Here is a 26,208-nt window from a genome sequence, read left to right on the forward strand (position 1 = left end):
AATAGCGAGCGTTTATGCCCTGCCGCGTAATTTTTCTTCAGCCTCGCCGGTTTGGTGACGAACGGGGATGGTTTATGGAAACTTACTCTGAAAGGTCTGCGGTTGCGGCGGGTATTGATTCTCGCTTCGTGCAAGACAACCAGTCGTTTTCTGCCGCCGAAGGCACGATACGGGGCCTGCATTTTCAACGACCCCCATACGCCCAAGCCAAGCTTGTTCGCTGCGTGCGGGGGTCAATCATGGACTACGCCGTGGATGTGCGGCGCGGGTCGCCTACCTACGGGCAGTACGTCGCCGCAAAACTGACCGCAGAGGGCGGAGAGCAGTTGTTCGTTCCCATTGGGTTCGCGCATGGCTTCGTCACGCTCCAACAGGATGTCGAAATCGCCTACAAGGTGTCTAACGTCTATGCGCCGGACTGCGATGGAGGCATCGTCTGGAACGATCCGACAGTCGGCATCGATTGGCCGTTGCCGGATTCGGGCGCAGTCTTGTCTGACAAGGACAAGATCCTCCCCACCCTGGCTGAATTCGACAGCCCCTTTGAGTATGACGGCTGGCCGCTTGAGCCGCTGCCCACACTCTAACAGAAAGATCCCCAATGCGTATTCTGGTCACCGGCGGCGCCGGCTTCATTGGCTCGGCCCTCGTTCGGCGCTTGATCGAACACACGGATCACCAAGTTCTAGTGTTCGACAAGCTGACCTATGCTGGCGTGCTGAGTTCGCTTCAGACGGCGGCGTCCAGCGAACGCTATTCCTTTGTTCAAGCCGACATCTGCGACGCCGAGGCCGTGTCAAAGGCCCTGCGTGAGTTCAAGCCCAATGTGGTCGCGCACCTGGCGGCCGAGAGCCATGTCGATCGTTCGATCGACGGCCCTGGCGAGTTCATCCAGACCAATATGGTCGGCACCTTTGTGATGCTAAACCAAACTCTCGGATACTGGCGAGAACTGGATGAAACGGGCAAGGCGGCATTCCGTTTCCACCATATATCGACTGATGAAGTATTCGGCTCTCTGAGCGAGGACGGCTTCTTCACAGAGACCACGCCCTATGATCCCCGATCACCCTATTCTGCATCCAAGGCAGGGTCAGACCATTTGGTGCGCGCTTGGGGTCATACCTACGGCTTGCCGGTATTGGTAACCAACTGCTCTAACAACTACGGCCCCTATCACTTCCCTGAAAAGCTGATCCCGCTGATCATCATCCGGGCCTTGAACGGGGAGCCCCTGCCGGTCTATGGTGACGGATCGAACGTGCGCGACTGGTTGTTCGTCGATGACCACGCCCGAGCACTGCAAGCCGTGTTTGAGACCGGCACTCCAGGCGAGACCTACAATGTCGGCGGAAACGCAGAGAAAAAGAACATCGATGTAGTCACAACCATCTGCTCCATCTTGGACCGGCTGCGGCCCAAGGCGGATGGTAAATACATCGACCAGATCACTTACGTGACGGACCGTCCAGGCCACGATCAGCGCTACGCTATCGACGCCTCGAAGATCCGATCAGAGCTTAACTGGACGCCGTCGGTGACCTTCGAGCAGGGTATCGAACAAACGGTAGCTTGGTACCTAGAGAACCAAGCCTGGTGGCAAGACATTCTGGACGCCCGCTATTCGACACAGCGTCTAGGCGTAGCCAATGCCTGATCCTGTACACATCCTAATCACAGGCGGCGCCGGCCAGGTGGGGCTCGAACTGCAGAGTGCCGACTGGCCTCAGGATGTGGTCCTCCACGCGCCGTCACGGGCCGAACTGGACTTGGGTGATGCCGGCTTAGTCCGCGCCGTTCTCGCCGCCACCCCATTCGCCGCCGTGATTAACTCCGGCGCTCACACCGCCGTAGATAAAGCCGAGACAGAGGTGGCGGTCACCTTCGCGGCCAACGCCATGGGGCCCGCCGTGCTGGCCGACGCGACGCGTGAGGCGGGCATCCCGTTGATCCAGGTCTCGACGGACTATGTTTTCGATGGGTCCAAGGATGGCCCGTATGTCGAGACGGATCCGGTGGGCCCGCTAGGCGTTTATGGCGCGTCCAAGTTGGCGGGCGAACTTGCAGTCCTCCAAGGCAATCCTCGGTCGGTCGTGTTGCGCACGGCTTGGGTTCTGAGCGTCCACAGAGCCAATTTCTTAAAAACCATGCTGCGCCTCGCTGCAGATCGGTCCGTATTGCGTGTCGTTGGCGACCAACACGGCTGCCCTACCTCGGCGCGCGACATTGCCGACGCCCTGAAGGCCGTCACATTAAAAATGATCGCTGACCCGCATGCGCCAACGGGAGTCTACCACTTCGTTAACAACGGCGATACGACCTGGGCGGGGCTAGCCTCTGAGATTTTTGCGCTCAGCGAAGCATCCGGCGGACCATCCGCGACCGTCGAAGCGATCGCCTCGCGCGAATACCCCACCCCGGCCAAGCGCCCGGCCAATTCGCGCTTGGCGACAGATAAATTGACCCGAGACTTCGCGATCACGCCTCGATCTTGGCAGGACGCCGTCGCAGAGATCGTCACCGAACTACACGCTGAAAGGACCTTGTCATGAAGGGAATCATCCTGGCCGGAGGTTCGGGCACGCGCCTGCACCCCATGACCTTGGTTACGTCAAAGCAGCTGATGCCGGTCTACGATAAGCCGATGATCTACTATCCGCTGTCAACCTTGATGCTGGCAGGCATCCGAGAGGTGCTCATTATCTCTACCCCCCGAGACATCCCTAGCTTCAAGACATTGCTCGGTGACGGATCGCAGTGGGGAATGGAAATTCAGTACGCCGTTCAGCCCAGCCCAGATGGGCTGGCCCAAGCTTACCTCATCGGCGCGGATTTCGTCGGAGCCAATCCCTCGGCGCTCATCTTGGGCGACAACATTTTCTACGGCCACGGCATAAATGACCTCTTCACCAGCGCCATGGATCGGCCTGATGGGGCTACGGTGTTCGCGTATCACGTCAATGATCCGGAACGCTACGGAGTGGTCGAGTTCGACGAACATATGCGCGCCCTGTCCATCGAAGAGAAGCCGGCCGCTCCGCGTTCTAGCTGGGCTGTTACCGGTCTCTACTTCTATGATTCCGACGTGGTGAACGTCGTTCGAGACATCAAACCTTCACCGCGCGGTGAACTGGAGATTACCGACGTCAATCGCGTCTACCTCGAACATGGCAAGCTGTCGGTCGAGATTATGGGACGCGGCTACGCTTGGCTCGATACAGGAACGCCGGACAGTCTTCTCGAAGCCGCTGAATTCGTACGGGTCTTGGAGAAACGCCAAGGCTTCAAGATCGCCTGTCCCGAAGAGGTGGCCTTCGAGAAAGGCTTCATCACTCAATCTGAGCTTGAGAAGATAGCCAATTTGGCTGGAAAAGGAACCTACGGCGAATACTTGAGAGCTTTGGTGTATCGCTGATTGCCGTTGACAGAAAAGACCACTCTACGTCCACCTTTTACTTTACTTAGAGTTGGGAGGACTCCTGATATAGCATCCGGCAAACACAACTTTGCCCTCGAATGCCGGATGCGTCAGAATTCTAAATTGTGCAGCGCCAATATTAGACCATTCCTTCCGTAACTTAACGTCATACCAACCTCGTTTTTTTATGACGCCACTCCACGAGACGATATCCACGCCCCCGACGCCCCAGTCAACTATCAGGTTAGCCTGAGAATTAAACGGGTCCACGAATATTTTTGCGTGAACTTCCCAGTATCCGGGTGGAAGATCTATATGTGGCCCATGGATTAGCCAGCGGCTGCGTCCTGTGAGATCAAACGCGACGCTGTTATCCAAGCGCTGGGCTGAGGAGTCAGTCTCAAATAGACTCACAGGCCACATAGTCTCCCCAGCAAACCCGGGTACATACATCGACAAAACGTCACAGCTTTGATTGGGCTCATCATTACGTTTTGGTTCAAACGTAAAACTTTCGAAGCCGTCAAGATATATAATGTCTTTTCGAACATCAAAACATGGCGCACCTAAAGACGACAGTAATGAAGATGCGGCGTGTTCGCTCGCCGTCCGCTGGATCGCTTCTTTTAAAGAGAGCCCATTTCTCTCAAAAAAGCCGACACCATTACCCGGGTCGTCGGAAACAACCATCCAAGGCGCTGGAGCAAAGGCATCTGCTGCATTCAAAAGATTGCAAATTAAAAAGTCAGGCCGCTCATCCTCGAAATCCGATTTATTGAGCGAGGTATTTAATCTTGTGTCTAAAACGTTGCACCCTGCTCCATTGGCCTTGGAGATGAACTCGTCTACCCAAGAATCAGTGAGGCCTGAGCTAACAATAAATATATTCATTAATTCTATGCTCGAAGCCAACTATAAACGTCAATCGCTTCGTCAATATCGTTAAACATTTTGGCTTGGCCGTTCTCAACGATCAACGCTCTGCTACAAAGGTTCCGAACCATAATCATGTCATGGGATGCCATTATAAATGCACGATTAGATCGGGTGTGAAAAAGCTCAGCATTACACTTGGCCTGAAACCGCGCATCACCAACGGAGACTAGCTCATCGATCAAGTAACAATCAAACTCGATGGCTAAGGATAAGCCGAATGCAAGCCTTGCCCTCATACCAGATGAGTAATGCTTCACGGGTTGCCGCAGGGCAGTTCCTAGCTCTGCAAAATCATCAACTCGGTCTCTAAGTTCGCTATATTCCCGGTCGTAAACTCGCGCCAAAAAGCGAATGTTGTCTAGGCCGGACAAACTGCCTTGGAATCCCCCTCCGAATCCGATCGGCCAAGATGAGGTCATGGACCAATCTACTCGGCCCTCGTCCGGATCCAATATGCCGCCCAAAATCCGAATGAGCGTCGACTTGCCTTGGCCGTTACGGCCCAGCAGCGCCAATCGTTCGCTTTTCTTGACCGTAAAGCTGAGCTTTTGGAAAACAGGACTGCCTTTTTTCCCCGCGAAAGAGTGGCTCAGTCCAGCAACCGCCAAGCCGACCTCATCGTCTCGAAGCATCAACTCTGTCCATGCTCGCGCACTCCCGCCCACACCAACCAGCCCACGCCGTAAGTTATCAGACACGATGCAAAAATGGTCAGCAGCCTGAGCCATCTCTTTGGCAGAGAGGGTTCATCGGGAAGATTTGGATTTACTACGCGCTCAAGGTAAAGCTTCTTTCTAGTGGAATCGAGCTGAGCGGTATTAAGCGCAATACTAGCAGCGGACAGCTCTCGCTCTGCGAGCTCCCTTTCCAAGACCAGGCTTTCGTACTCACTAATCTTCCCTGATAGTGATGAATTGTTGCCCGCAATTCGTCGCCGCTCTTCACTAACCTGCCCCTCAAACGCTGCAATTCGTCGATCTAGAGATGGCAACTGCGGGCTGTTGGGCGCTTCTTCGGCCAACTGCGATCGTTCTGCACGCAGGTTCGCCAGTGAAACCAGCAGTTCGCCAATAAGGTCTCCTCCCGCGAGTGCCTCACGCTGCGGATCTATAATTTGCTCGCGGTTCCGAAAGGCGCTCAGTTGAGTTTGCGCCGAGGTCAATCTATCACGCGCTTGCGCCTGCGCATCGACAGCGTTCGCGACTGCGTCCGTCCCTGCACGCGCATTAAGCCTATTTACTAAACCCTCACCACCCACGAGGAGCTGAGTGGCTGCCGCTCTAGCATCTTGAGGATTAAAGGCTCTTACCCGAATTGTGCTTATCCCAGTTGTGGAGTCGTAACCTACAGTCACAAAGCGTTGAAATGCCTCAAATGTCCCTTCTTTAGTGCGCTCCTCCCAAGGCGATGGATACCTCGAGATGAAATCGGCACCTCTTCTGGACAGAAACCCATCCACATCCACTACCTTCGATAACTCTGCTACTCCGTCCCGAGATCGAATGTACTCATGCACTGCGAATGCATCAGTTTGGGTCGATGACAAACCCACACCCTGAAGAGCCACCCCGAGGGAAGACGGTTGGGCTTGGTTCGACGATCGAACAATGAACCTTCCCTCAGAGACATAGATCGGGCTGGCGATGAGGAAATAGTAGAACGCTCCGAGCGCAGTGGGGGCAACGACCACCGATGCAAAGGCCCAAGGGAACCGTCGCCTTTGACGCCGGCTATCCGTTGATGAACTCAGCGAATCCATGTCGCCAGCATAGGTGACCTGCGAGCCGCTCTGAATTTGATCGTGGTCGTGACGGTTAGGCATCTACTCGATATCCACCAATCGCTTCGCGCGTGCTAGCAATAAAAGGCCTACGAGATTGAGGAGCGTTCCCCAGGCCAAGGGATACCACCATGTGTAATAGGTTTTCACAAACTCACCGAACACGCCCGCACGCACCATCTCCACAGTATGTGGGATCGGCACCCACAACAGTACTTCCCTGTATCCAGAAGGAATAAAAGAAAGCATAAAGAATGCTCCGGACAGCGGTATTAGGATATAAGTGATAACCGGGACTAGTCGCTCCACCACATCAGAATAAAGCGCCATACCGCTTAGCGTCAATGCCAGCCCCATGGAAAGCCAAGCCAGCGAGAACCAGCCAGCGTAAAGTATCATTGGGTCTGACGGCAGATGAACCTGACCCATACCAAACAGTATGACATAAACTATTATGAACGCGACTGTAGTACCTGCAAATTCTAATATATTACGAGAAAGATATATATGCAGTATGCGGACATTTCTATGATGAAGAAGACCTATGTTGGCTTGGAGCGCAGTTAAACTCATCGAAATGGCATGTCTAAGTAATAACAAACAAACGTACCCTGTCATTACAAATGGCCCGACACGTATTCCATGTTCGTATTCCGGCTTGATCGCCGACCAAAGAACGAGAACACCAATACAGAACAATAGGGGCTCGCCGACCAGCCAAAGAAATCCGATGCCCTCGCGACCATACCGGGTCACAATTTCGCGCATCATAAGCGCCCCGATAATACGCGCGTGGTTGGAAAGGGATTTAAACAGGTTCAAATCTCGCACTAGGGCAAAGAGATCGGCGCGTCTCCACAGGCGACGGCGCTGGCTAGGCTATTCCTGTTGCTTGTGCAACAGGCGATATTATGGCGCAGACTGAGCCGTGAACCGCAGCGTTAGCTATAGGTTCAGCAGCGCCGGATCCCCACCCTGCGCGGCGATGTTCACGCTGATCGCTTTTTCGGCCGCGTAGCGGATCAGGCTGTTAGGCCCGCCGGCCTTCGGCCCCGTGCCCGACAGGCCTTCCCCCCCAAAAGGCTGAACCCCGACAACCGCGCCGGTGATCGAGCGGTTGACGTAGACGTTGCCGGCGGGGACCAGATCGACGACTTCAGCGGCGAAGGCTTCGATACGGCTGTGGACGCCCAGGGTCAGGCCGTAGCCGCGGGCGGCCAGTTTGCCGGCGACCGACTTCAGGTCGGACGGGGCGTAGCGGTAGATGTGCAGGATCGGGCCGAAGACCTCGCGTTCGAGAAAGTCGGGCGTCGGGATTTCGGCGATGGTGGGGGCGAACAAATCCCCTTTGTCGGCACACATCGGCAGGTCGGCGCGGGCGATGATCTTCGCTTCCTTCGACAGGCGCTCGACATGGGCTTCGAGGGCCCGGCGGGATTCGGGATCGATAACCGGACCGATGTCGGTCTTTGGATCGGCGGGGTCGGCGACGGTCTGGACGGCCAAGGCGCCCTTCAGGCCCTCGATCAGAGCGTCGGCCGAATCCTTCGGCACATAGAGGACGCGAAGGGCCGAGCAGCGCTGACCGGCCGAGCCGAAGGCCGACAGGATCACGTCGTCGATGACCTGTTCCTTCAGCGCCGTCGTGTCGATGAACATGCCGTTCAGGCCGCCGGTCTCGGCGATGAAGGGGATGATGGCGCCGGGGCGGGCGGCGATGGAGCGGTTGATGGCGGCGGCCGTGTCGGTGCCGCCGGTGAAGGCGACGCCGTCGATGCCCAGATGGGTGACCAGGGCCGCGCCGACAGTCTCGCCACGCCCAGGGAACAAGGCCAACAGGTCAGGGTTCAGGCCGGCCTTGTGGTAGAGGCGGACGGCCTCGGCGGCGATCAACGGCGTCTGTTCGGCGGGCTTGGCCAGGACGGCGTTGCCGGCGGCGAGGGCGGCGGCGATCTGGCCGGTGAAGATGGCCAGGGGGAAGTTCCACGGCGAGATGCAGGCGAAGACGCCGCGTCCGTGCAGGAACAGCTGATTGGTCTCGCCGGTCGGGCCCTTCAGCGTTTCCGGGGCGGTGAAGTCGCGCTCGGCCAGTAGGGCGTAATAGCGGCAGAAGTCGGCGGCCTCGCGCACCTCGGCGACGCCATCGTTCAGGGTCTTGCCCGCCTCGCGGCTGAGCAGGGCGACCAACCGATCCAGATCGGCCTCCAGCGCATCAGCCATGGCGCGCAGGACGATGGCGCGCTTGGCGCCACCTTGGCGGTCCCATTTGACCTGAGCCTCGGCGGCGGCTTGGACGGCGGCGTCGATGTCAGCCGTCTCGGCTTCCGAGACATGGCCCAGCACCTGTGATCGATCGAAGGGATTGGTCACGTCCTGAGCGTTGATACCGGCGCGCAGCTTGCCGCCGATGATCGGACCGCTGGTCAACTTCTCGCGGTCGACCAGTTCCAGCGCCTTGGCGTGGGCTTCACGGTCGGCAGCCTGAGAGTAATCGCGGCCGAGGGAGTTCTGACGATCGCCGTACATGTCTTTCGGAACCGGAATCTTGGGGTGACGGTCGGGCTGGGCCTCGACCAGGGAAATGGGATCGGCCGCGACGGCCGAGGCGGGCACGCGCTCGTCCAGCAGGGCGTGGACGAAGGAGGAGTTGGCGCCGTTTTCAAGCAGGCGACGCACCAGATAGGGCAGCAGTTCCTCGTGCCCGCCAACGGGGGCGTAGGCGCGGACGATGACGGTTTCATCGGCCCAGGCTTCTTGAGCGGCGTCATAAAGCGCCTCGCCCATGCCGTGCAGCCGCTGGTGCTCGACCGTAACGCCGTGATCACGCGCCATACGCCGCACGGCCGCCAGGGTGTGGGCGTTGTGGCTGGCGAACTGGGAATAGATGGCCGGCGCGGCCTCGATCATGGCCTTGGCGCAGACCAGATAGTTCAGATCGGTCGCTGCCTTGGTCGTATAGACGGGATAGTCGGCGCGGCCGAACACCTGGGCGCGCTTGATCTCGGTGTCCCAATAGGCGCCCTTGACAAGGCGCACCATCAGACGACGGCCCGAGCGGCGGGCCAGATCGGCGACGCGTTCGATCGTCTCCAGACCGCGCTTCTGATAGGCCTGAACCGCCAGACCGAGGCCCGTCCAGCCGCCCAGCGACGGCTCGTGCGCCAGTCGGTCCAGCAGCTTCAGCGACAGGGCCAGACGGTCCGCCTCCTCGGCGTCCATCGTATAGTTGATCTCGTATTTCGCCGCGATCTGAGCCAGGCGCAGGATGCGGGGATACAGGGTCGCCCAGACGTCATCCTCATGCGTCGCCTCATAGCGGGGCGACAGGGCCGACAGTTTCACCGAGACGCCGTGGCCGTGTTCCGGCCCCTGGCCCTTGGACGTCTTGCCCACCGCCTCGATGGCGTCGGCGTAGATCTTCTCATAGCGGTCGGCGTCGGCCATGGTCCGGGCGCCCTCGCCCAGCATGTCGAAGCTGCACAGCCAGCCTTCCTTGTTCGACCGTTTGAGCGCGCCCTGAATGGTGCGGCCGACCACGAACTGCTCGCCCATGATCTTGACCGCCGTGGCCACGGCCTGGCGAATGACCGGCTCGCCCAGTCGACCGGCGATCCGCTTCAGGAAACCGGGCAGGTCGCTGCGCGCCTCGTCGTCCACATCGACCAGCTTGCCGGTCAGCATCAGGCCCCAGGTCGAGGCGTTGACGAACAGGCTGTCGGACTGACCCAGGTGGGCGGCCCAGTCTGCCGAGCCGATCTTCTCGGCAATCAACCGGTCGCGCGTCTCTTCGTCCGGCACGCGCAGCAGCGCCTCGGCCAGACACATCAGGGCCAGACCCTCGCGGGTGCCCAGCGAGAACTGCTGCAGGAAGCTTTCGACGACCCCCTGTTTTTTCTGACTGCGGCGGGCGTGTTCAACCAGGGCCGTCGCCTCGGCGACCACATCGTCCCGTTCGGTCGCATCCAGAGGCATGCGCGCCAGATTGGCGGCGACGGCCTCACGCTCGTCGCGGAACTTGTGCGTATCCAGACCGTCCCAGGCGGCCAGGCTCGAAGGCATGAAGGCGGGCGAGGTCATCGGCGACAAATCCTGTGGATTTCAGCCGTATATGCCGGAGTTCATTGAAGGTGCTTCGTATGATACAGGACTGAGCCGAAGATCATTCGGTGTGAGGCCGTGATTTCCGATGATCGATATCGACGCCATCGACCGCCGCATCCTGCGGGTGCTTCAGACCGAAGCCCGCATTTCCAACGCCGAACTGGCGCGGCGCTGCAACCTGTCGCCCGCCGCCTGTTTCGAACGGGTCAAACGGCTGCGCGAAAAAAAGATCATCACCGGCTACGCCGCCATGATCGACCCGGCTCAGGTCGGCCGAGACCTGCTGATCTTTGTCGAGGTCCTGCTGGACCGCACCACCGGCGACGTCTTCGAAGCCTTCGCCGCCGCCGTTCGCAGTCAGCCGGAGGTGTTGGAGTGCCACATGGTCGCCGGCGGCTTCGACTATCTGATCAAGGCCCGCGTCGGCGACATGGACGCCTACCGCGCTTTCCTGGGCGACGTTCTGGTGCGGATGCCGGGCGTGCGCGAAACTCGCACCTATGCGGTGCTGGAAGAGGTAAAATCGACGACGGTGCTGCCTCTATGAGACTAAGGAATACTTTTGATTGCGGTCTATCTACCTAGAGCTTTGCGGCAGGTGACGGACGCTCTCAGTTACCCTATGCCTGCACGCACAACAACAAGGTACGACGCCGTCGCCAATGCCGGTTATTTTCCCTGTCATCATGTGCGGCGGTTCCGGCACGCGTTTGTGGCCCGCGTCGCGACCGTCGCGCCCAAAGCAGTTCATTCCATTGTCAGGCAACCGGTCCCTGTTTCAGGAGACCGTCGAGCGCGTCATCGATTTGTCCGGCTCGGAGGGCAGGCTGATCGTCATTGGCGGCGCTGCGCATCGACAGGCGATTTGCGAACAGTTGAAAGAGCTGGGACGCGACGCAATCGTCCTTCTGGAACCTGAAGCACGCGAATCCGCCGCCGCCATGGCCGCCGCCGCTATCTGGACCAAACGACAGCATCCTGATGCGGTGAATTTGTTTGTCGCGTCCGATCACCACATCCCAGACGGCGACGCGTTTCGTGCCGCAGTTCTCATGGCAAGCGAGGCCGCACACGCCGGCCGCATCGTTACGTTTGGCGTCGTGCCCTCCGGCCCCTCGTCGGCCTATGGATATATTGCCCCCCGCGGCGAGGGGTTGGCGGAGGTTCAGGCCTTCGTCGAAAAGCCCGACCTCGTCACCGCGGAACGCTACATCGCCGAGGGATATCTGTGGAACAGCGGCAACTTCGTCGTCCGCGCCGATGTCCTTCAAGACGAACTGCGCCAGACCACCGCAGGCCTGATCGAGGCCGTTTCTGATGCGCTCGACTCTTCGCTCTCGGACGGCGGCGCGATCCTCTTGGGCCGCAGGTTCGGCGATGCGCCCAAGATCTCCATCGATTACGCCGTCATGGAAAAGACTCGGCGCGCCGCAGTCCTTCCGGTCGCGTTTGATTGGTCGGACCTCGGCGCCTGGGACTCCGTTCACCGGTCGGGAGAGGGCGACGTCGGCCTGCATGTATTCGAGGACGCAGAGAACTGCCTGGTTCGGGCCTGCGACGGCGTTCTGGTCGCCGCCGTCGGCGTGTCCGATCTTGCCATCGTGGTCGAACGGGACGCGGTATTGGTCACCGATCTGGCGCGAAGCCAGGACGTACGAAAGATCGTAAGTCGATTGGAAGGGCTGTCGCCGCGCCATCTCGACTTCCCCCAGACGCCTCAGGAGACACTTGAGCAGGCCGCGACGCGCTTCGCGGCGTGGATGCGGCAGACGGCGCTGCCGACCTGGTGCACCTTGGGTCAGAACGCCGAGGGCGGCTTCGAGGAGTTGCTGGCCCAGGACGGGCGGCGACTTCCGGCCTCACGACGCGCCGTCGTGCAGGCGCGCCAGCTCCAGGTCTATTCAGAGGCAGGCCGTCTTGGCTGGTCCGGGCCTTGGAGTGCTGCAGTCATATCGGGCCTGGCTTGGACTGAGCAGCGCCTCATGAAGGCTGACGGGCGGATGCGGACTCGGTTGTCTTTCTCCGGCGCGCCCGAAGAGGACACGACGACCATCTACGATCAGGCCTTCCTTCTCTTCGCCCTGGCCGACATTTCGGTCGCCATGCCTGCGGCGGGCGTCGAGGATCAGGCGGCCCAAATCCGCGATCAGGTGCTAGCTTCCATGGACGCTGATGGCGGCGTCGTGGAAACTGGCGACCATCCCTATCAAGCTAATGCGCACATGCATCTGCTAGAAGCGACGCTCGCGTGGGAGGACGCAGGAGGCGACTCGTCCTGGGCAGGGCTTTCGGATCGGATCGTCGCCTTGGCGCGCAAACGGTTCATCGATGCCGACACCGGCATGATCCGAGAATTCTTCTCTTCCGACTGGTCTCCGGCAGCCGGGGGCGACGGTTCGCTGATAGAGCCCGGGCATCAGTTTGAATGGGCTTGGCTTCTGGCTCGTTACGCCAGAGCCCGCCCCGACGCTGAGACACTCGAGGTGGCATGGCGTTTGTTTGAGGCTGGCCTGAAAGGTGTCGATCCCTCGCGGGGCGTGGCGATCGATGCGATGGACATCGACGGCTCAATCCGGAGCGCGCGCGCGCGCCTCTGGCCGCAGACGGAATGGCTGAAAGCCGCTCTCGTCCTGGCGTCGTCTCCAGACGACGGTCGACGCGATCTGTGCCTGATGGAGGCTGCCAAAGCCCAGCGCGCCCTCTGGCGTTATCTGACGCCCGTCGGTCTGTGGCGTGACAAAATGCTGGAGAGCGGCGATTTCATCGACGAGCCAGCGCCTGCCAGTTCCCTCTACCACATCATGGCCGCCTACAGTCAGGTAAGGGCCACGCTCGGCGCCCTGCGCCCCCATCTCGCCTCGGCGCTGGATTTATAAGGCTGCCGACATCCGTCTCGCCTTCGTCATTCTAACCGTCTAGAAGTTCGCCCCTTACTCAACGGCTCAGGGTCCGCCCGCCTCAATGCGCATCGTTCTGGCCACCGACGCCTGGGAACCCCAGGTCAATGGCGTCGTCCGCACCCTGACGCGCACCGTCGCGGAATGCCGCGGCATGGGCCATGAGGTCGAGGTCATCGAACCCAGCCTATTCAAGACCATCCCCTGCCCCACCTATCCAGAAATCCGGCTGGCGCTCGGAGCCGAGGAAGAAATCCGCGAGATGCTGCGGGCCTTCGAACCCGAGGCCGTCCATATCGCAACCGAGGGACCAATCGGCATCGCCACGCGCCGCATCTGCGTCGAGTGGAAGCTGCCGTTTACGACAAGCTACCACACAAAATTCCCCGAATATGTCTCGGCCCGTTTCCCGATCCCGGTCCAGGTCGGCTACGCCTATATGAAATGGTTCCATAAGCCGTCCGGACGGCTAATGGTGGCGACGCCAACCCTGCGCGACGAGCTGGTCGAGCATGGTTTCAAGAACGTCTCGCCTTGGTCGCGGGGCGTGGACACGGATGTTTTCAATCCCGACCTGGAGCGCATCTACGACCAGCTTGGCGGCAAGGACTGGCCGCGGCCCTTCTTCCTGAACGTCGGCCGTGTGGCGGTCGAGAAGAACATTGAGGCCTTCCTGCAACTGGACCTGCCCGGCACCAAGATTGTCGTCGGCGATGGCCCGGCCCGCGCCGAACTCGAAGAGAAATATCCGGACGCCAAATTCCTCGGCGCCAAGTTCGGCGACGACCTGGCCCGCTGTTTCCGCGACGCCGACGTCTTCGTCTTCCCCAGCTGGACCGACACCTTCGGCCTGGTGATTCTGGAAGCCATGGCCGCCGGAACGCCGGTCGCGGCCTATCCGGCTCACGGCCCGATCGACATCATTCCGGGATCGAACGCAGGCGCAATCGACAAGGACCTCAAGACCGCCTGCCTGCAGTGCCTTGAACTCGATCGCAAGGCTGTGCGCGCCTATGCGGAAAAGTTCAGCTGGCGCGCTTCGGCCGAGCAGTTTGTCGAGAACCTGCAACCCTACCCGGAACCCGAGCGCGGCCGCTTCTGGCGTCGCCTGCGGCGCATCGCTCGCATTCGCAAACGCGCCGCCGCCTGAGCCAATCAGAATGCTCAAGCCCAGGCAGGATCTGAAGCCAAACACCGCCGATTACGAAAACCTGGCCTTTATGAAACCGACAGGCTTTCGCGAATACGACGCGCGCTGGATCCTGGAAAAAGAGATCAACCTTCTTGGCATTCAGGCGCTGGGCCTTGGCCTGGCCACCTATGTCCACGAGATCGGCGTCGCGCCCAAGATCGTCACCGGCCATGACTTTCGTGGCTACAGCCTCAGCGTCAAACAGGCCCTGATCCTGGGGCTGCTGGAAGGCGGGATGGAGGTTCTGGATGTGGGCCTGGCCTTGTCGCCGATGGCCTATTTCGGCCAGTTCGAACTGGATGCGCCGTGCGTCGCCATGGTCACGGCCAGCCACAACGAGAATGGCTGGACCGGGGTGAAGATGGGGGCGAACAAGCCCCTGACCTTCGGCCCCGACGAGATGGGCCGCCTGAAAGAGATCGTTCTGAACGACGAGGGCGTGGCCCGCCCCGGCGGCAAGCTGGTGCGCGTCGATGACTTCCGCGAAACCTATGTCGCCGACGTGGCCTCCAAGGTGCAGATCAAGCGACCGCTGAAGGTCGTCTGCGCCTGCGGCAACGGCACAGCCGGCGCCTTCGCCCCCGACGCTCTGCGCCGGATGGGCGTCGAGGTGATCGAGATGGACACCGACCTCGACTACACCTTCCCGAAATACAATCCGAACCCGGAAGATCACGCCATGCTGGTGCAGATGACCCAACGGGTGCGTGAGACGGGCGCCGATCTGGCCCTTGGCTTCGACGGCGACGGCGACCGTTGCGGCGTGGTGGACGACACGGGCGAGGAAATCTTCGCCGACAAGATCGGCCTGATGCTGGCCCGCGACCTGTCCAAGGTCTATCCGGACAGCACCTTTGTCGTCGATGTGAAGTCGACCGGCCTCTACAAGACCGACGAGGTCCTGAAAGCCAATGGCGCCGAGGTCGTCTATTGGAAGACGGGCCACTCCTACATCAAGCGCAAGACCGCCGAACTGGGCGCCCTGGCCGGCTTCGAGAAGTCGGGCCACTTCTTCATGGCGGGCGATCTGGGCCACGGCTACGACGACGGTCTGGTCGCGGCCGGCGCAGTGCTGGCCATGCTGGATCGCAATCCGGACAAGAAGCTCAGCGAGCTGAAGACTGCCCTGCCGGACGCCTGGACCAGCCTGACCATGTCGCCCCATTGCGATGACGAGCTGAAATACGGCGTGCTGGAGCGGATCGTGAAAGAATATTCCGATCTGGCCGCAGCGGGCGGCGAAATCCTTGGCCGCAAGATCGTCGAGGCCATCACCGTCAACGGCGTCCGTGTGCACTTGGACGACGGCTCATGGGTCCTGGTCCGCGCCTCGTCCAACAAGCCGGAGTTGGTTGTGGTGGTCGAGAGCATGCGATCCGAAGACGACATGCGCGACCTCTTCCGCAAAGAGATCAAGCCGCGCCTCGCCGCCTATCCCGAAATCGGCGCCTTCAACCAGGAAATTTGAAACATCACAGCGGACTGAACCAATCGCGCCCGTGACCGCTTCCCTCTCGACTGAGGCCAGGAGGGAAGATTGCCGCGCTACTTTTTCCATACCCAGAACGGAGATTGCATCCGTGACGATCAGGGCGAGGAACTGAGGAGCGTTGATGCGGCCCGCGAGGAGGCCGTTGCCGTGCTGGGCGAAATCCTGCGCTATCGGGGCGCATCGTTCTGGACGACCCGCGCCTTCAGCGTCATCGTCACGGACACCGAGGGTCGAACGGTCGTCAGCGTCACGGCGGCTGCGTCTGATCAGGCGCCCGAGGGCTGGACATTGGCGGGGGACGCGTGATGACCAAGGCTGGCAGCGTCTCAAAGATCACCACGCTGGTCGACAAATTGTCGCTTCGAGACCGGCTCAATCCCGAAGAGATCGAGGCGTTAAGCGCTGTCCTCGATGCGCCCAAAACAGTCTCTGCCGGATCCGACATCGTGCGCGAGCACACCCGCCCGCTGCACAGCACCCTTCTAGTCTCGGGCTTTTCGGCACGTTACTCCACGCTGGAAGACGGCGGGCGCCAGATCACCGAAATCAATGTGTCGGGCGACTTCATCGACCTGCACAGCCTGCTGATGAAGCAGATGGATCATGGAGTCGTCGCCCTGACCGACTGCGTGATCGCAGAGGCGCCGCACAGCGGCTTGATCGACATCACCGAGCGACATCCACACCTGAGCCGACTGCTTTGGCTGGACACCATCATCGACGCCGCCATCCATCGACAATGGCTGGTGGCCATGGGCCGACGTAGCGGTCTGGGCCATCTGGCGCATCTGGTCTGCGAGCTTTACCTGCGCCTTCAGGCCGTCGGCCAGACGGGCGACCTGACCTTCGAACTCCCGCTGACGCAAACGACGCTGGGTGATGCGCTGGGCCTCTCGACCGTCCACGTCAGCCGCCTGATTTCCGAGCTCCGCAGCGAGGGTGTCGTCGCCTGGGCGGGCGGGCGGATCGATATCCTCGATTGGCGTCGCTTGGCCGAAATCGCCGAGTTCGACCCCACCTATCTGCGCCTGCAATCCGAGCCGGTCTGATCGCTTAACGCATGTTATCGCACCAAACGGCGATCGGCCGTCTAGACGAGGCATGTCCCAGCCGAACCTCGCGCACGCCCTATTGTCCGCCCTTGCGGTGCAGGGCCTGGACGAAGGCGACGCCTGCTTCGCCGAGGCTGGCGCGCGAACCTCAGCCACACGGAATGGCGAGGCTGTCGTCACGCTGATCTTGTCCGGTGTTCTGGCGCGGATCGGGCTCAACGGCGCTCTGTCGCATGGGCTGGCGTCCAGCGACGACGTGATCAGCTTCGACGCTGTATTGGGCGGCGGTGAGCCAGAGTCGGCCGTTTGGTTGACGGCCGGACGATACCTGACCGTCTCCGCTCGCAAGCTGGCGCAAAAGATCGATCGCGATAGTCTGGTCGAGATGGCGTTGATTGATCTTCGTCGACGCAACATCGCCCTTCAGGCTGAGCTTTCGCGCCACGCCACATTGAAAGTCAGCCAGCGTCTGGCCGCCCTATTGCTCGACGTTCACGACCGAAGGGGAGGCGACGTCCTTGCTCTGCGTCAAACCGAGCTGTCGCATCTGATGGCTGTGCGACGCGCCAGCATATCGACCGCCTGCACCGAACTGTGCGGCGCCGGCGCCGTGCGGCTGCGACGCGGCGCCATCCAGATCACCGATGCGGAAGCGCTGCGCCGGATGACGGACGAGGCCTATTCGACCGTGACGGACTTGGCCAGATTGCGGGGCTGATCCACATCGGTCCCCTTCTGAACGGCGGTGTAATAGGCCAAGAGCTGCACCGGCACGGCATAGACCAAGGGTGCGATCAGAGGGTGGCAGTCGGGGGCATGGATGCGGCGAATGCCGGCGCCGTGCGGATCGGGGGCCTTTTCCGGCGCGATCATGATGACCGGGCCGCCCCGCGCTGCGACTTCCTGCAGGTTGGACGCGGTCTTTTCGAACACATCGTCGAGCGGAGCCAGGGCGATGGTCGGGGTCTCTTCGTCGATCAGGGCGATGGGGCCGTGTTTCAACTCTCCGGCTGCATAGCCCTCGGCGTGGATATAGCTGATCTCCTTCAGCTTCAGCGCACCCTCCATCGCCAGCGGGAACATGGCGCCACGCCCCAGGAACAGGACGTCGTCCGCCTTTGACAGATCGTGGGTCACGGCGCGGATGCTGTCGCCCATCGTCAGGGCCTCGGCGATCAGGCGCGGGCTTTCGAACAGAGCCTTGACCAGTTCGGCCTCGGTCGCAGCATCGATCCGGCCGCGCGCCACGCCCGCCGCCACGGCCAAGGCCAACAGGGCCGCGACCTGGGCGGTGAAGGCCTTGGTCGAGGCGACGCCGATCTCGGGTCCGGCATGGGTGGGCCACAAGACGGCGGCCTCACGCGCCATCGACGACGAGTGGACGTTGACGACGGCGGCGGTCTGTAACCCCTGCGCCTTGCACCAGGTCAGGCTGGCCAGGGTGTCGGCGGTCTCGCCCGACTGGCTGACGGCGACGGCCAGGGTCGACTTCGATACGGCCGGCGAGCGATAGCGGAACTCCGACGCGATCTCGACGTCGCAGGGCAGGCCGGCCAGTTTCTCGAACGCGTAACGACCGATCTGACCGGCGTAAAAGGCGGTGCCGCAGGCGACGATCTGGATGCGATCAATGGCGGCGAAATCGACGGGATTGGTCTTGGCCTTGCCGGTCACCAGGTCGAGATATTCCGACAGGGTGTGCTGGACGCTGTCGGGCTGCTCATGGATTTCCTTTTCCATGAAGTGGCGATATTCGCCCTTCTCGACCATGGCCGAGGAGGCCGAAACCTGGACTACGGCGCGGTCGACCGGCTTGCCCGCCACGTCGAACATCTGGGCGCCGGCCTTGGTCACGGCGACGTAATCGCCCTCTTCCAGATAGGAAATCTTCTGCGTGAACGGACCGACCGCCAGCGCGTCCGAGCCCAGATACATCTCGTCCTCGCCCCAGCCGACCACCAAGGGGCTGCCGCGTCGCGCGCCCAAGATCAGGTCGTCCGTCCCGTCGATCAGCACCGCCAGCGCATAGGCGCCCGTCAGCCGGTCTAGGGTGATCTTGAAGGCCTCCAGCGGGCTGCGGCCCGTGTTCAGTTCGGCGTCCAGCAGGTGAGCGATGACCTCGGTGTCGGTCTGGCTTTCGAAGACATGGCCCTCGGCGGCCAGTTCGGCCTTCAACTCGGCGAAGTTCTCGATGATACCGTTGTGAACCAGGGTGACGCGACCGGCCTTGTGCGGGTGGGCGTTCTCCGTGGTCGGGGCGCCGTGAGTGGCCCAGCGCGTATGTCCGATGCCGACCGTCGCCGTCATCGGATCCTCGGCCAGGACGGCTTCCAGATTGCGGATCTTGCCCTTGGCGCGGCGGCGCTCGACCGACCCGTTCACGACTGCGGCGACGCCGGCGGAATCATAGCCGCGGTACTCCAGCCGTTTCAGGCTGTCGATCAGCCGGGGAACGACAGGACCATTGCCGGTGACGCCGATGATGCCGCACATGAGCGAAGGCTCCGAGAAGTCAGGAAAAGGGCGCCGCTTTGCACTGGCAGCGATCCGGGGCTAAGCCACACATCAAGCCCCATCGGCCGTCTATGCAATCTTAAGGCGGGCCGCATCAAAAAAGGGGTTTCGGAACGTTACCCGAAACAGAGGACCAAGCCTTGGGCGACAGAAAATATTTTGGCACCGACGGCATTCGCGGACGCGCCAACACCTATCCGATGACGGCCGAGGTCGCGTTGCGCGTGGGTCTGGCCGCCGGGAAACTGTTCCGCACCGACGACGATCGCCGCCATCTGGTGGTGATCGGCAAGGATACGCGCCTGTCGGGCTATACGATCGAGCCGGCCCTGGTCGCCGGCTTCGCCTCGGTCGGAATGGACGTGCGCACCTTCGGACCCGTGCCGACGCCGGGTGTGGCCATGCTGACCCGGTCGATGCGCGCCGATCTGGGCGTGATGATCTCGGCCTCGCACAACGACTATGCCGACAACGGGATCAAGCTGTTCGGGCCGGACGGCTACAAGCTGTCGGACGAGATCGAGCTGAAGATCGAGGCCATGATGGACCAAGGCCTGGACCAGGGCCTGGCGCCGTCGCACAAGCTGGGCCGGGTCAAGCGGATCGACGACGCCCAGGCCCGCTATATTGAGATCGCCAAACAGGCCTTCCCTAAACGGCTGACGCTGCAAGGCCTGCGCATCGCCGTCGATTGCGCCAACGGCGCCGGCTACAAGGTCGCGCCCACCACCCTGTTCGAACTGGGCGCCGAAGTCTTCCCCGTGGGCGTGACCCCGAACGGCACCAACATCAACGCCGAGTGCGGCTCGACCCATCCGGCGACCCTGGCCGATGCGGTCAAACGCTACCGCGCCGATATCGGCATCGCCCTGGACGGCGACGCCGACCGACTGATCATCTGCGACGAGACGGGTCGGGTCGTGGATGGCGATCAGATTATGGCCTTGGTCGGGCTGGACTGGGCCAGGCGCGGCCTCCTGACCGGAGGTGGCGTGGTGGCCACCGTCATGTCCAATCTGGGGCTGGAGCGTAAACTGAAAGCCGAAGGCCTGACGCTGGAGCGGACAACGGTCGGCGACCGCTATGTCATGGAACGGATGCGCGAAGGCGGTTTCAACATCGGCGGCGAGCAGTCGGGGCACATCATCCTGCACGACCACGCCACGACCGGCGACGGCCTGATGGCGGCGCTGCAGGTGTTGGCCGTCTTGGTCGAATCCGGCAAGCCGATGAGCGAACTGGCCCGCCAGTTCGATCCCGTTCCGCAAAAGCTGGAGAACGTCCGCTTCACCGCCGACAGGCCGCTGGAGACCGACACGGTCAAGGCCGCCATCGCCGAGGCCGAAGCGGCCCTGAGCGGTCAGGGACGGCTGCTGGTGCGTCCCTCGGGCACGGAAAAGCTGATCCGCGTCATGGCCGAGGGCGACGACGAGGCGCTGGTCAAGCGGGTGGTGGCCGATGTCGCGGGCGCGGTGCGCTCAGCCTAGGGCTTGCACGCCGCCGGCGGGTCGCCGTCGCGTTCCCACAGCTTGCAGGACCGATCGATCTCCCCCTGGATCAGGTCGCAAGGATTGGCGGCGTTGCAGGGCGGTCGGGTCGCCGGGCTGACCTGGATGCAGCGCTCAACCAGCCGGGCCGAGGCGGCGGCGCCGATGGCGTCGCGGCAGGGGACCTCGCTGACCGGCACCGGCTGAGCGGGCATGTCCGGTCCTTCGGGAATGCTGGCCTCGACGTCCTCGGCCGGTTTGGTCGCTTCCTTCTCCGCGGCCGCCGGCTTGGCGGGCGCGGCAGGCGGCGGAGCGTCCGGCGCCAATGGAACCGCGTCGATGACGTCGCTGCGTGCCGCAGTGTCTCCGGACGCAGGCTGATCGGCTGGATCAGCGCGCTGACATCCGGCCATCAGCAGAACGCAGGCGGCCATCGAAAGCCAGGGGGATCGACGCATCGACTTGTCTCCGGTCAGGACTGACACGACGAGGATGCCCGTCCGCGCCCCTAGGTGAAACCCCCTATCGCTTCACCGCCGCCAGGGCCGCCTTCTGCAAGGCGAACAGTTCGGTGCAGCCGGTCTCGGCCAGGGAGAAGAGCCGGTCGAACTCGGCGCGTGAGAAGCCGCGCTTCTCGCCGGTGGCCTGGACCTCTACGATCTGGCCCGAGCCGGTCAGGACGAAGTTCGAATCCGCCTCGGCCTCAGAATCCTCTTCGTAATCCAGGTCCAGCACCGGCACGCCGTCGCAGACGCCGCACGACACGGCCGCCACCTGATCCGTGATCGGGTCGGCCTTCAGCACGCCCTCGTCGCGCAGATAGTTCAGCGCCAAACTCATGGCGACCCAGGCGCCGGTGATCGACGCCGTGCGGGTGCCGCCGTCGGCCTGGATGACATCGCAGTCGATCAACACCTGGCGTTCCCCCAAGGCCTTGAGGTCCACCACGGCGCGCAGGGAGCGGCCGATCAATCGCTGGATCTCTTGTGTGCGGCCCGACTGTTTGCCGGCGGCGGCTTCACGACGGCCGCGCGTGTGGGTGGCGCGGGGCAGCATCCCGTATTCGGCGGTCACCCATCCCTGCCCCGAGTTGCGCATCCAGCCCGGCACCTTGTCCTCGATCGAGGCGGTCACCAGCACCTTGGTGTTGCCGAAGCTGATCAGGCAGGAACCCTCGGCATAGCGATTGACGCCGGTCTCGATGGCGACGGGACGCAGTTGATCGTCTGTGCGTTGCGAATGGCGCATGGGAGGGATCCTTGGAAGTCTGACCTTGGAAGCTGTGGCGGCGGTGCTTATCCTGAAACCGTGAGCCTGTATGCCCCGAAAAACCCGCCGTTCGACGCCGGCCAGTCCCTCGCGGGTCTGGCGGGGCTGGATGCACGGGCGCGCGACATCTTCCGTCGCATCGTGGAATCCTATCTGGAGACCGGCGAGCCGGTAGGGTCACGGACCCTGTCGTTAGGCGGCATCGCCCTGTCGCCCGCCTCGATCCGCAACACCATGCAGGATCTGACCCTCGCGGGCCTGCTGGCGGCGCCCCACACCTCGGCCGGGCGGATTCCCACCCACGCGGGCCTGCGCCTGTTCGTCGACGGCCTGCTGGAGGTCGGCGACCTGACCAAGGAAGAGCGTCGCGAGATCGACGGGCGGCTCGCCGGGCGCGGCCGGAACTTCGAGTCCGCCTTGGACGAGGCCTCCAACCTGCTGTCGGGCCTGGCCGGCGGCGCCGGCGTTGTCTCTACCCCAGTGCGCGATTCCGGCGTCAAACATGTCGAGTTTGTCGCCCTGGGCGGCGATCAGGCCCTGGCGGTCATCGTCGCTGACGACGGCACGGTCGAAAACCGTATCATGACCCTGTCGGCCGGCGTCACGCCTTCGACTCTTGTCGAGGCCTCCAACTTTCTGAACGCCCGCCTGCGCGGCCGCCCCTTCGCCGACGCCAAGCGGGAGATGACCCAGGAGCTGGAAATCGCATGGCGCGAACTGGACCAGACCGCCGCCCGCCTGGTCGAGGATGGTTTCGCTGCATGGTCAGGCGGGCACGATCGCGATCGCGCCCTGATCGTGCGGGGTCGCGCCAACCTGCTTCAGGACCGGGAAGGCCTGGCCGATCTGGAGCGGGTCCGCGTCCTGTTCGACGATCTGGAGCAGAAGGAACAGCTGATCGGCCTGCTGGACGGCGTCGATGCGGCCCAAGGCGTGCGCATTTTCATCGGCGCGGAGACACGGTTGTTTTCACTTTCGGGTTCCGCCGTGATCGCGGCGCCCTATATGAGCGGCCGACAGCGGGTTCTGGGCGCCATCGGCGTGATAGGCCCCGCAAGACTGAACTACGCCCGTGTCATTCCGTTGGTGGACTATACCGCCCGGGTGCTGGGCCGGATGCTGGACGGGAACGACAAGTGAGCGACAAGCCCCTTAACGACGAACTGAACGCCGTGGACGCCGACATGGCCGAAACCAACGCCGAACACGGCCTGGACGCCCATCCGTCAGACGATCTGGCGCCGCTGGACGCCGTGATCGCCGAGCGTGACGAATGGAAGGACCGCGCCTTGCGCGTCGCCGCCGAGATGGAGAACCTGAAGCGCCGTTCGGAGACGCAGCAGAACGACGCCCGCGCCTTCGCCATCCAGCGCTTCGCCAAGGACTTGCTGGGCGTCGCCGATAACCTAGAACGCGCCCTGATGGCTGCGCCCAAAGACGCCGAGGGCGCAACGGCCGGTCTGGTGACCGGGCTGGAGCTGACGCAGAAGGCCCTGCTGCAAGCCTTCGACGCCAACGGCCTGAAGCGCGTCGCGCCCCAGGCCGGCGAAGCCTTCAACCCGCACCTGCACCAAGCGATGATGGAACAGCCGTCCGAGACCGTGCCCGGCGGATCGGTGATCCAGACCATGCAGTCCGGTTTTGAACTGTTCGGCCGCACCGTCCGCCCCGCCATGGTGGTCGTCGCCGCCAAGGGATCCGGCGCCCAGGCTCCCAACCCCTACGGCGCCGCCCCCGCCGCCGACGGTCAGGCCTTCGACGGCAAGGCCTGATCCGCGGTCGTCAGGCGGCGTCGGTCAGAACTGACGCCGCCAGGCTCCGATCAAGGCGAACTCCGGCGGCGCGTCTGCGACATGGCGCGGCTCGCGGCTGGCGACGGCTTGCAGCGTCATGCTGGACCCGTCCCACAGCCGACGTTCGCCACCGAGGATGAAGTCGATCTGGCGGCCGCTGGGCGTCGCCGAGAAGCTGCGGCGCGAATAGGTCAGCGGATCGAAATATTCGACCGGAACGTCCGCCAGCAGAGCCGAGAAGGTGCCGCGCTCGATCCTGAGCGGCTGAGCCAGGGTGAAGCTGATCCGGTCGCAGATCATCGAACAGCCCGTCAGCAGGCCCAGCCGCCAGTTCGAACTGATCGCCGCCTGATCCATCGACAGGAACCGACCTTCGATCCGGGTCGACCCCATGCCCGCCTCGCCGATCAGGCGCAGGCCCGGCCGCAGGGTCCAGTCGCCGCCCAGCGCATAGAAGCTGGTCCGTGACGGCAGGGCGAAGTCGGACCCGCCCGGCAGGAAGGCGCCCAAGGGCCCAAGACGCTCATCCAAGGCGCCGACGCTGAACGAAAGACCGCCCTCCGCTCCGCGCCATCCGATCGCCGCGCGACTATAGGTCGAAGCGTCCTGCTCGACGCGACGCAGCGGCATCCGGCGATCGCCGCCGCCGCTCTCGCCAGAGACCGTCACCGCGCCGAACCGCATGGAGCCGCGCACGGCGTGGTCGGACTGGGCCAAGGCGGCGAAACCATCGCCCGCCGCACCGTTGAAAGGCGATGTCGCCCCGCCCTTTCCTTGCCAGACCGAGAAGTTCATCCGGCCCGTGGCGACGTCAAGCATCGCCTCCTGACGCGGCTCTTCCCCCATCCAGGGCGCATCGTACAGATCGTGACGAGGCGCGATCGGGCCGGGTCGAGCGCTGGGTTGGGCCGCAATCAGGTTCAATCGACCACCGCCCGGCAGGGCCAGGGTGGTGGTCGCCGTGGTGTTCTGCTCGAACGGCGCCGCCTGATAGGATCGGCTGGGCGCAGTCGGATAGGCGCCGCCGAGTTGGACGGCGAACATCCGATCGTAAGCGTCGTAAAGCACCGTGTTCAGCGCCGTCTGCCGGCCGAAAGCGTCCCCGAACGCCGCGCCGACGAAGCTGCCCGGTTCGCTCATGCTGACGATGGAGCTCCCGTCAGCCATCGGCGTCGACGTCGTTCCGACCGGTCTGAACGCGCCGGCCATGTCCAGCAGGCCGCGCCCATAGACGATGTCCGTGCCGGGATCGCCCGCATCGCGCGCGGTCGTCAGCAAGATATTTAGAGCCGCTCGCGCCGTCAGATTGGGAAAGGCCTGCATCAGCAAAGCGAGTGCCCCAGACACATGCGGCGCTGAGAAGGATGTGCCGTTGACGCGCCAGCACGACGTGCCCTCGCACCCTGTGATCACATCCTCGCCCGGCGCAGAAATATAGCCGGCCGCCGTATCCCCTGCCCGGTTCGAGAAGCTGGACATCACGTCGGTCGCGCCGTGCGATCCGACCGCGATGACGCTGCCGGCGAACCGGGGGTCGATGGCGTAACGCGCGGGCCAGCCCGGATTGGCGTTTCCGTCATTACCCGACGAGGCCACGATCACGGCGCCCGAGTTGACGGCGCGCAGCAGCGCCGCCTCGAACGCCGAGCCCAACCGCCCATCGCCGCCCAGCGACATGTTGATGATCTTGACGCCATTGGCGACGGCGTAGTCCAGCGCGCGCACCAGATCCGAACTGCTGAAACAGACCTCGGTATTCTTGTCCGTGCAGTCAGAGATATCGGTGCGGATCGACAGGATGGTCGAGTTGTACGCCACCCCAATCGTACCGAACCCGTTGAAGTTCGAGGCGATCACGCCCGACACGCGCGTGCCGTGGCTGCTTGACGCCACATAGGGTGTGTTGCGTCCGACGACCACATCAGTCGAGGCGCTGGAAATACGCCCGTCCAACTCGGGCAAGGTATTGGCGATGCCGGAATCGACGACGGCGACGGTGACGCCGGCTCCGGTCGCCCCGGCCTGCCAGGCGGATTGGACCTTCATGTTGGCCAGGCCGTAGTTCCGCAAATACTCGCTCGACGTGACCGAAGGAGGGGGCGGAGGCGGAGGCGGGGGAGGCGGCGGGGGCGGTGGGGGCGGTGGGGGCGGTGGGGGCGGAGGAACGGGGGGCGTGATCGTTCCGCCGCCGCCACCGCCTCCACCACCCCCGCCGCAACCTGCCAGAGGCAGGAACAGCAGACCTATACCCAGGACGATCGCCCCGCGAAGCCGCAA

At 62.7% G+C, this 26,208-nt stretch carries 23 protein-coding genes; 14 read left to right on the forward strand and 9 right to left on the reverse strand.

The window, feature by feature from the left end; genetic code table 11:
- The first annotated feature begins 14 nt into the window (after positions 1-14).
- The 4 genes from rfbC to rfbA are packed head-to-tail and all read left to right on the forward strand — an operon-like array spanning position 15 to position 3,415.
- On the forward strand, positions 15-587 hold the full coding sequence (rfbC, locus tag HNP47_RS13210) for a dTDP-4-dehydrorhamnose 3,5-epimerase (RefSeq protein ID WP_184279884.1): 573 nt from the start codon (positions 15-17) through the stop codon (positions 585-587).
- 14 nt (positions 588-601) lie between these two features.
- Positions 602-1,657, forward strand: coding sequence for a dTDP-glucose 4,6-dehydratase (gene rfbB / locus HNP47_RS13215; RefSeq protein WP_184279885.1), 1,056 nt, complete (start codon positions 602-604; stop codon positions 1,655-1,657).
- Positions 1,650-2,552 (forward strand): dTDP-4-dehydrorhamnose reductase, encoded by a 903-nt coding sequence (rfbD, locus tag HNP47_RS13220; RefSeq protein ID WP_184279886.1) that lies wholly within the window; start codon positions 1,650-1,652, stop codon positions 2,550-2,552. The genes rfbB and rfbD overlap by 8 nt, the downstream gene beginning before the upstream one ends.
- Positions 2,549-3,415 carry a glucose-1-phosphate thymidylyltransferase RfbA gene (gene rfbA, locus HNP47_RS13225; protein ID WP_184279887.1) on the forward strand — a complete coding sequence of 289 codons (867 nt, stop codon included), beginning with the start codon at positions 2,549-2,551 and terminating at the stop codon, positions 3,413-3,415. Before rfbD ends, rfbA begins: the two co-directional genes overlap by 4 nt.
- 42 nt (positions 3,416-3,457) lie before the next feature.
- Here rfbA and HNP47_RS13230 read toward each other — a convergent pair whose 3' ends face one another.
- From HNP47_RS13230 to putA, 5 genes are all read right to left on the reverse strand, one after another.
- Positions 3,458-4,309, reverse strand: a complete 852-nt coding sequence (locus HNP47_RS13230) for a hypothetical protein (RefSeq protein ID WP_184279888.1) — start codon at positions 4,307-4,309, stop codon at positions 3,458-3,460.
- A 5-nt stretch (positions 4,310-4,314) separates the two neighbouring features.
- Entirely contained in the window at positions 4,315-4,986 is a 672-nt protein-coding gene (locus tag HNP47_RS13235; RefSeq protein WP_184279889.1) for an ABC transporter ATP-binding protein, read from the reverse strand.
- Entirely contained in the window at positions 4,986-6,176 is a 1,191-nt protein-coding gene (locus HNP47_RS13240) for a chain-length determining protein (protein ID WP_184279890.1), read from the reverse strand. The genes HNP47_RS13235 and HNP47_RS13240 overlap by 1 nt, the downstream gene beginning before the upstream one ends.
- Complete coding sequence (locus HNP47_RS13245; protein WP_260394855.1) at positions 6,177-6,956, reverse strand: ABC transporter permease; 780 nt, start codon at positions 6,954-6,956, stop codon at positions 6,177-6,179. It abuts the gene before it with no gap.
- 123 nt (positions 6,957-7,079) lie between these two features.
- Positions 7,080-10,211 carry a bifunctional proline dehydrogenase/L-glutamate gamma-semialdehyde dehydrogenase PutA gene (putA, locus tag HNP47_RS13250; protein ID WP_184279891.1) on the reverse strand — a complete coding sequence of 1,044 codons (3,132 nt, stop codon included), beginning with the start codon at positions 10,209-10,211 and terminating at the stop codon, positions 7,080-7,082.
- Positions 10,212-10,320: 109 nt separating this feature from the next.
- Between putA and HNP47_RS13255 the strand changes: the two genes are divergently transcribed.
- The 7 genes from HNP47_RS13255 to HNP47_RS13285 all read left to right on the forward strand — a co-directional run bounded on the left by HNP47_RS13255 (position 10,321) and on the right by HNP47_RS13285 (position 17,586).
- The gene (locus tag HNP47_RS13255; RefSeq protein WP_184279892.1) at positions 10,321-10,782 is read left to right on the forward strand and encodes an Lrp/AsnC ligand binding domain-containing protein; all 462 of its coding nucleotides are present in this window, start codon (positions 10,321-10,323) and stop codon (positions 10,780-10,782) included.
- Between the two features lie 115 nt (positions 10,783-10,897).
- Entirely contained in the window at positions 10,898-13,111 is a 2,214-nt protein-coding gene (locus HNP47_RS13260; protein WP_260394856.1) for an AGE family epimerase/isomerase, read from the forward strand.
- Between the two features lie 85 nt (positions 13,112-13,196).
- Positions 13,197-14,282, forward strand: a complete 1,086-nt coding sequence (locus HNP47_RS13265) for a glycosyltransferase family 1 protein (protein ID WP_184279893.1) — start codon at positions 13,197-13,199, stop codon at positions 14,280-14,282.
- 10 nt (positions 14,283-14,292) lie between these two features.
- Positions 14,293-15,792 carry a phosphomannomutase/phosphoglucomutase gene (locus HNP47_RS13270; protein ID WP_184279894.1) on the forward strand — a complete coding sequence of 500 codons (1,500 nt, stop codon included), beginning with the start codon at positions 14,293-14,295 and terminating at the stop codon, positions 15,790-15,792.
- 69 nt (positions 15,793-15,861) lie between these two features.
- Entirely contained in the window at positions 15,862-16,122 is a 261-nt protein-coding gene (locus HNP47_RS13275) for a DUF6894 family protein (protein ID WP_112863138.1), read from the forward strand.
- A complete protein-coding gene (locus tag HNP47_RS13280; RefSeq protein WP_184279895.1) occupies positions 16,122-16,865 on the forward strand; it encodes a Crp/Fnr family transcriptional regulator in 744 nt (247 codons plus the stop codon). Before HNP47_RS13275 ends, HNP47_RS13280 begins: the two co-directional genes overlap by 1 nt.
- Positions 16,866-16,917: 52 nt before the next feature.
- On the forward strand, positions 16,918-17,586 hold the full coding sequence (locus HNP47_RS13285; protein ID WP_184279896.1) for a Crp/Fnr family transcriptional regulator: 669 nt from the start codon (positions 16,918-16,920) through the stop codon (positions 17,584-17,586).
- Here the strand turns inward: HNP47_RS13285 and glmS are convergent.
- Entirely contained in the window at positions 17,547-19,361 is a 1,815-nt protein-coding gene (glmS, locus tag HNP47_RS13290; RefSeq protein WP_184279897.1) for a glutamine--fructose-6-phosphate transaminase (isomerizing), read from the reverse strand. The genes HNP47_RS13285 and glmS overlap by 40 nt on opposite strands.
- 161 nt (positions 19,362-19,522) lie before the next feature.
- On the opposite strand from glmS, the gene glmM reads away from it, so the two are divergent.
- Complete coding sequence (glmM, locus tag HNP47_RS13295; RefSeq protein ID WP_184279898.1) at positions 19,523-20,869, forward strand: phosphoglucosamine mutase; 1,347 nt, start codon at positions 19,523-19,525, stop codon at positions 20,867-20,869.
- Here the strand turns inward: glmM and HNP47_RS13300 are convergent.
- The gene (locus HNP47_RS13300) at positions 20,866-21,327 is read right to left on the reverse strand and encodes a hypothetical protein (RefSeq protein WP_174086762.1); all 462 of its coding nucleotides are present in this window, start codon (positions 21,325-21,327) and stop codon (positions 20,866-20,868) included. The genes glmM and HNP47_RS13300 overlap by 4 nt on opposite strands.
- Positions 21,328-21,391: 64 nt before the next feature.
- Positions 21,392-22,117, reverse strand: coding sequence for a ribonuclease PH (gene rph / locus HNP47_RS13305; RefSeq protein WP_184279899.1), 726 nt, complete (start codon positions 22,115-22,117; stop codon positions 21,392-21,394).
- A gap of 66 nt (positions 22,118-22,183) precedes the next feature.
- Here rph and hrcA point away from each other — a divergent pair, with 66 nt between their 5' ends.
- Both hrcA and grpE read left to right on the forward strand, forming a co-directional pair.
- A complete protein-coding gene (hrcA, locus tag HNP47_RS13310) occupies positions 22,184-23,278 on the forward strand; it encodes a heat-inducible transcriptional repressor HrcA (RefSeq protein ID WP_184280024.1) in 1,095 nt (364 codons plus the stop codon).
- 44 nt (positions 23,279-23,322) lie between these two features.
- Entirely contained in the window at positions 23,323-23,910 is a 588-nt protein-coding gene (grpE, locus tag HNP47_RS13315; RefSeq protein WP_153924513.1) for a nucleotide exchange factor GrpE, read from the forward strand.
- Positions 23,911-23,934: 24 nt separating this feature from the next.
- On the opposite strand, the gene HNP47_RS13320 is transcribed toward grpE, so the two are convergent.
- Complete coding sequence (locus HNP47_RS13320; protein WP_184279900.1) at positions 23,935-25,977, reverse strand: S8 family peptidase; 2,043 nt, start codon at positions 25,975-25,977, stop codon at positions 23,935-23,937.
- Positions 25,978-26,208: the final 231 nt, after the last annotated feature.

Origin of the sequence: Brevundimonas vesicularis (assembly GCF_014204545.1) — a bacterium.
Lineage (GTDB): Bacteria > Pseudomonadota > Alphaproteobacteria > Caulobacterales > Caulobacteraceae > Brevundimonas > Brevundimonas vesicularis_B.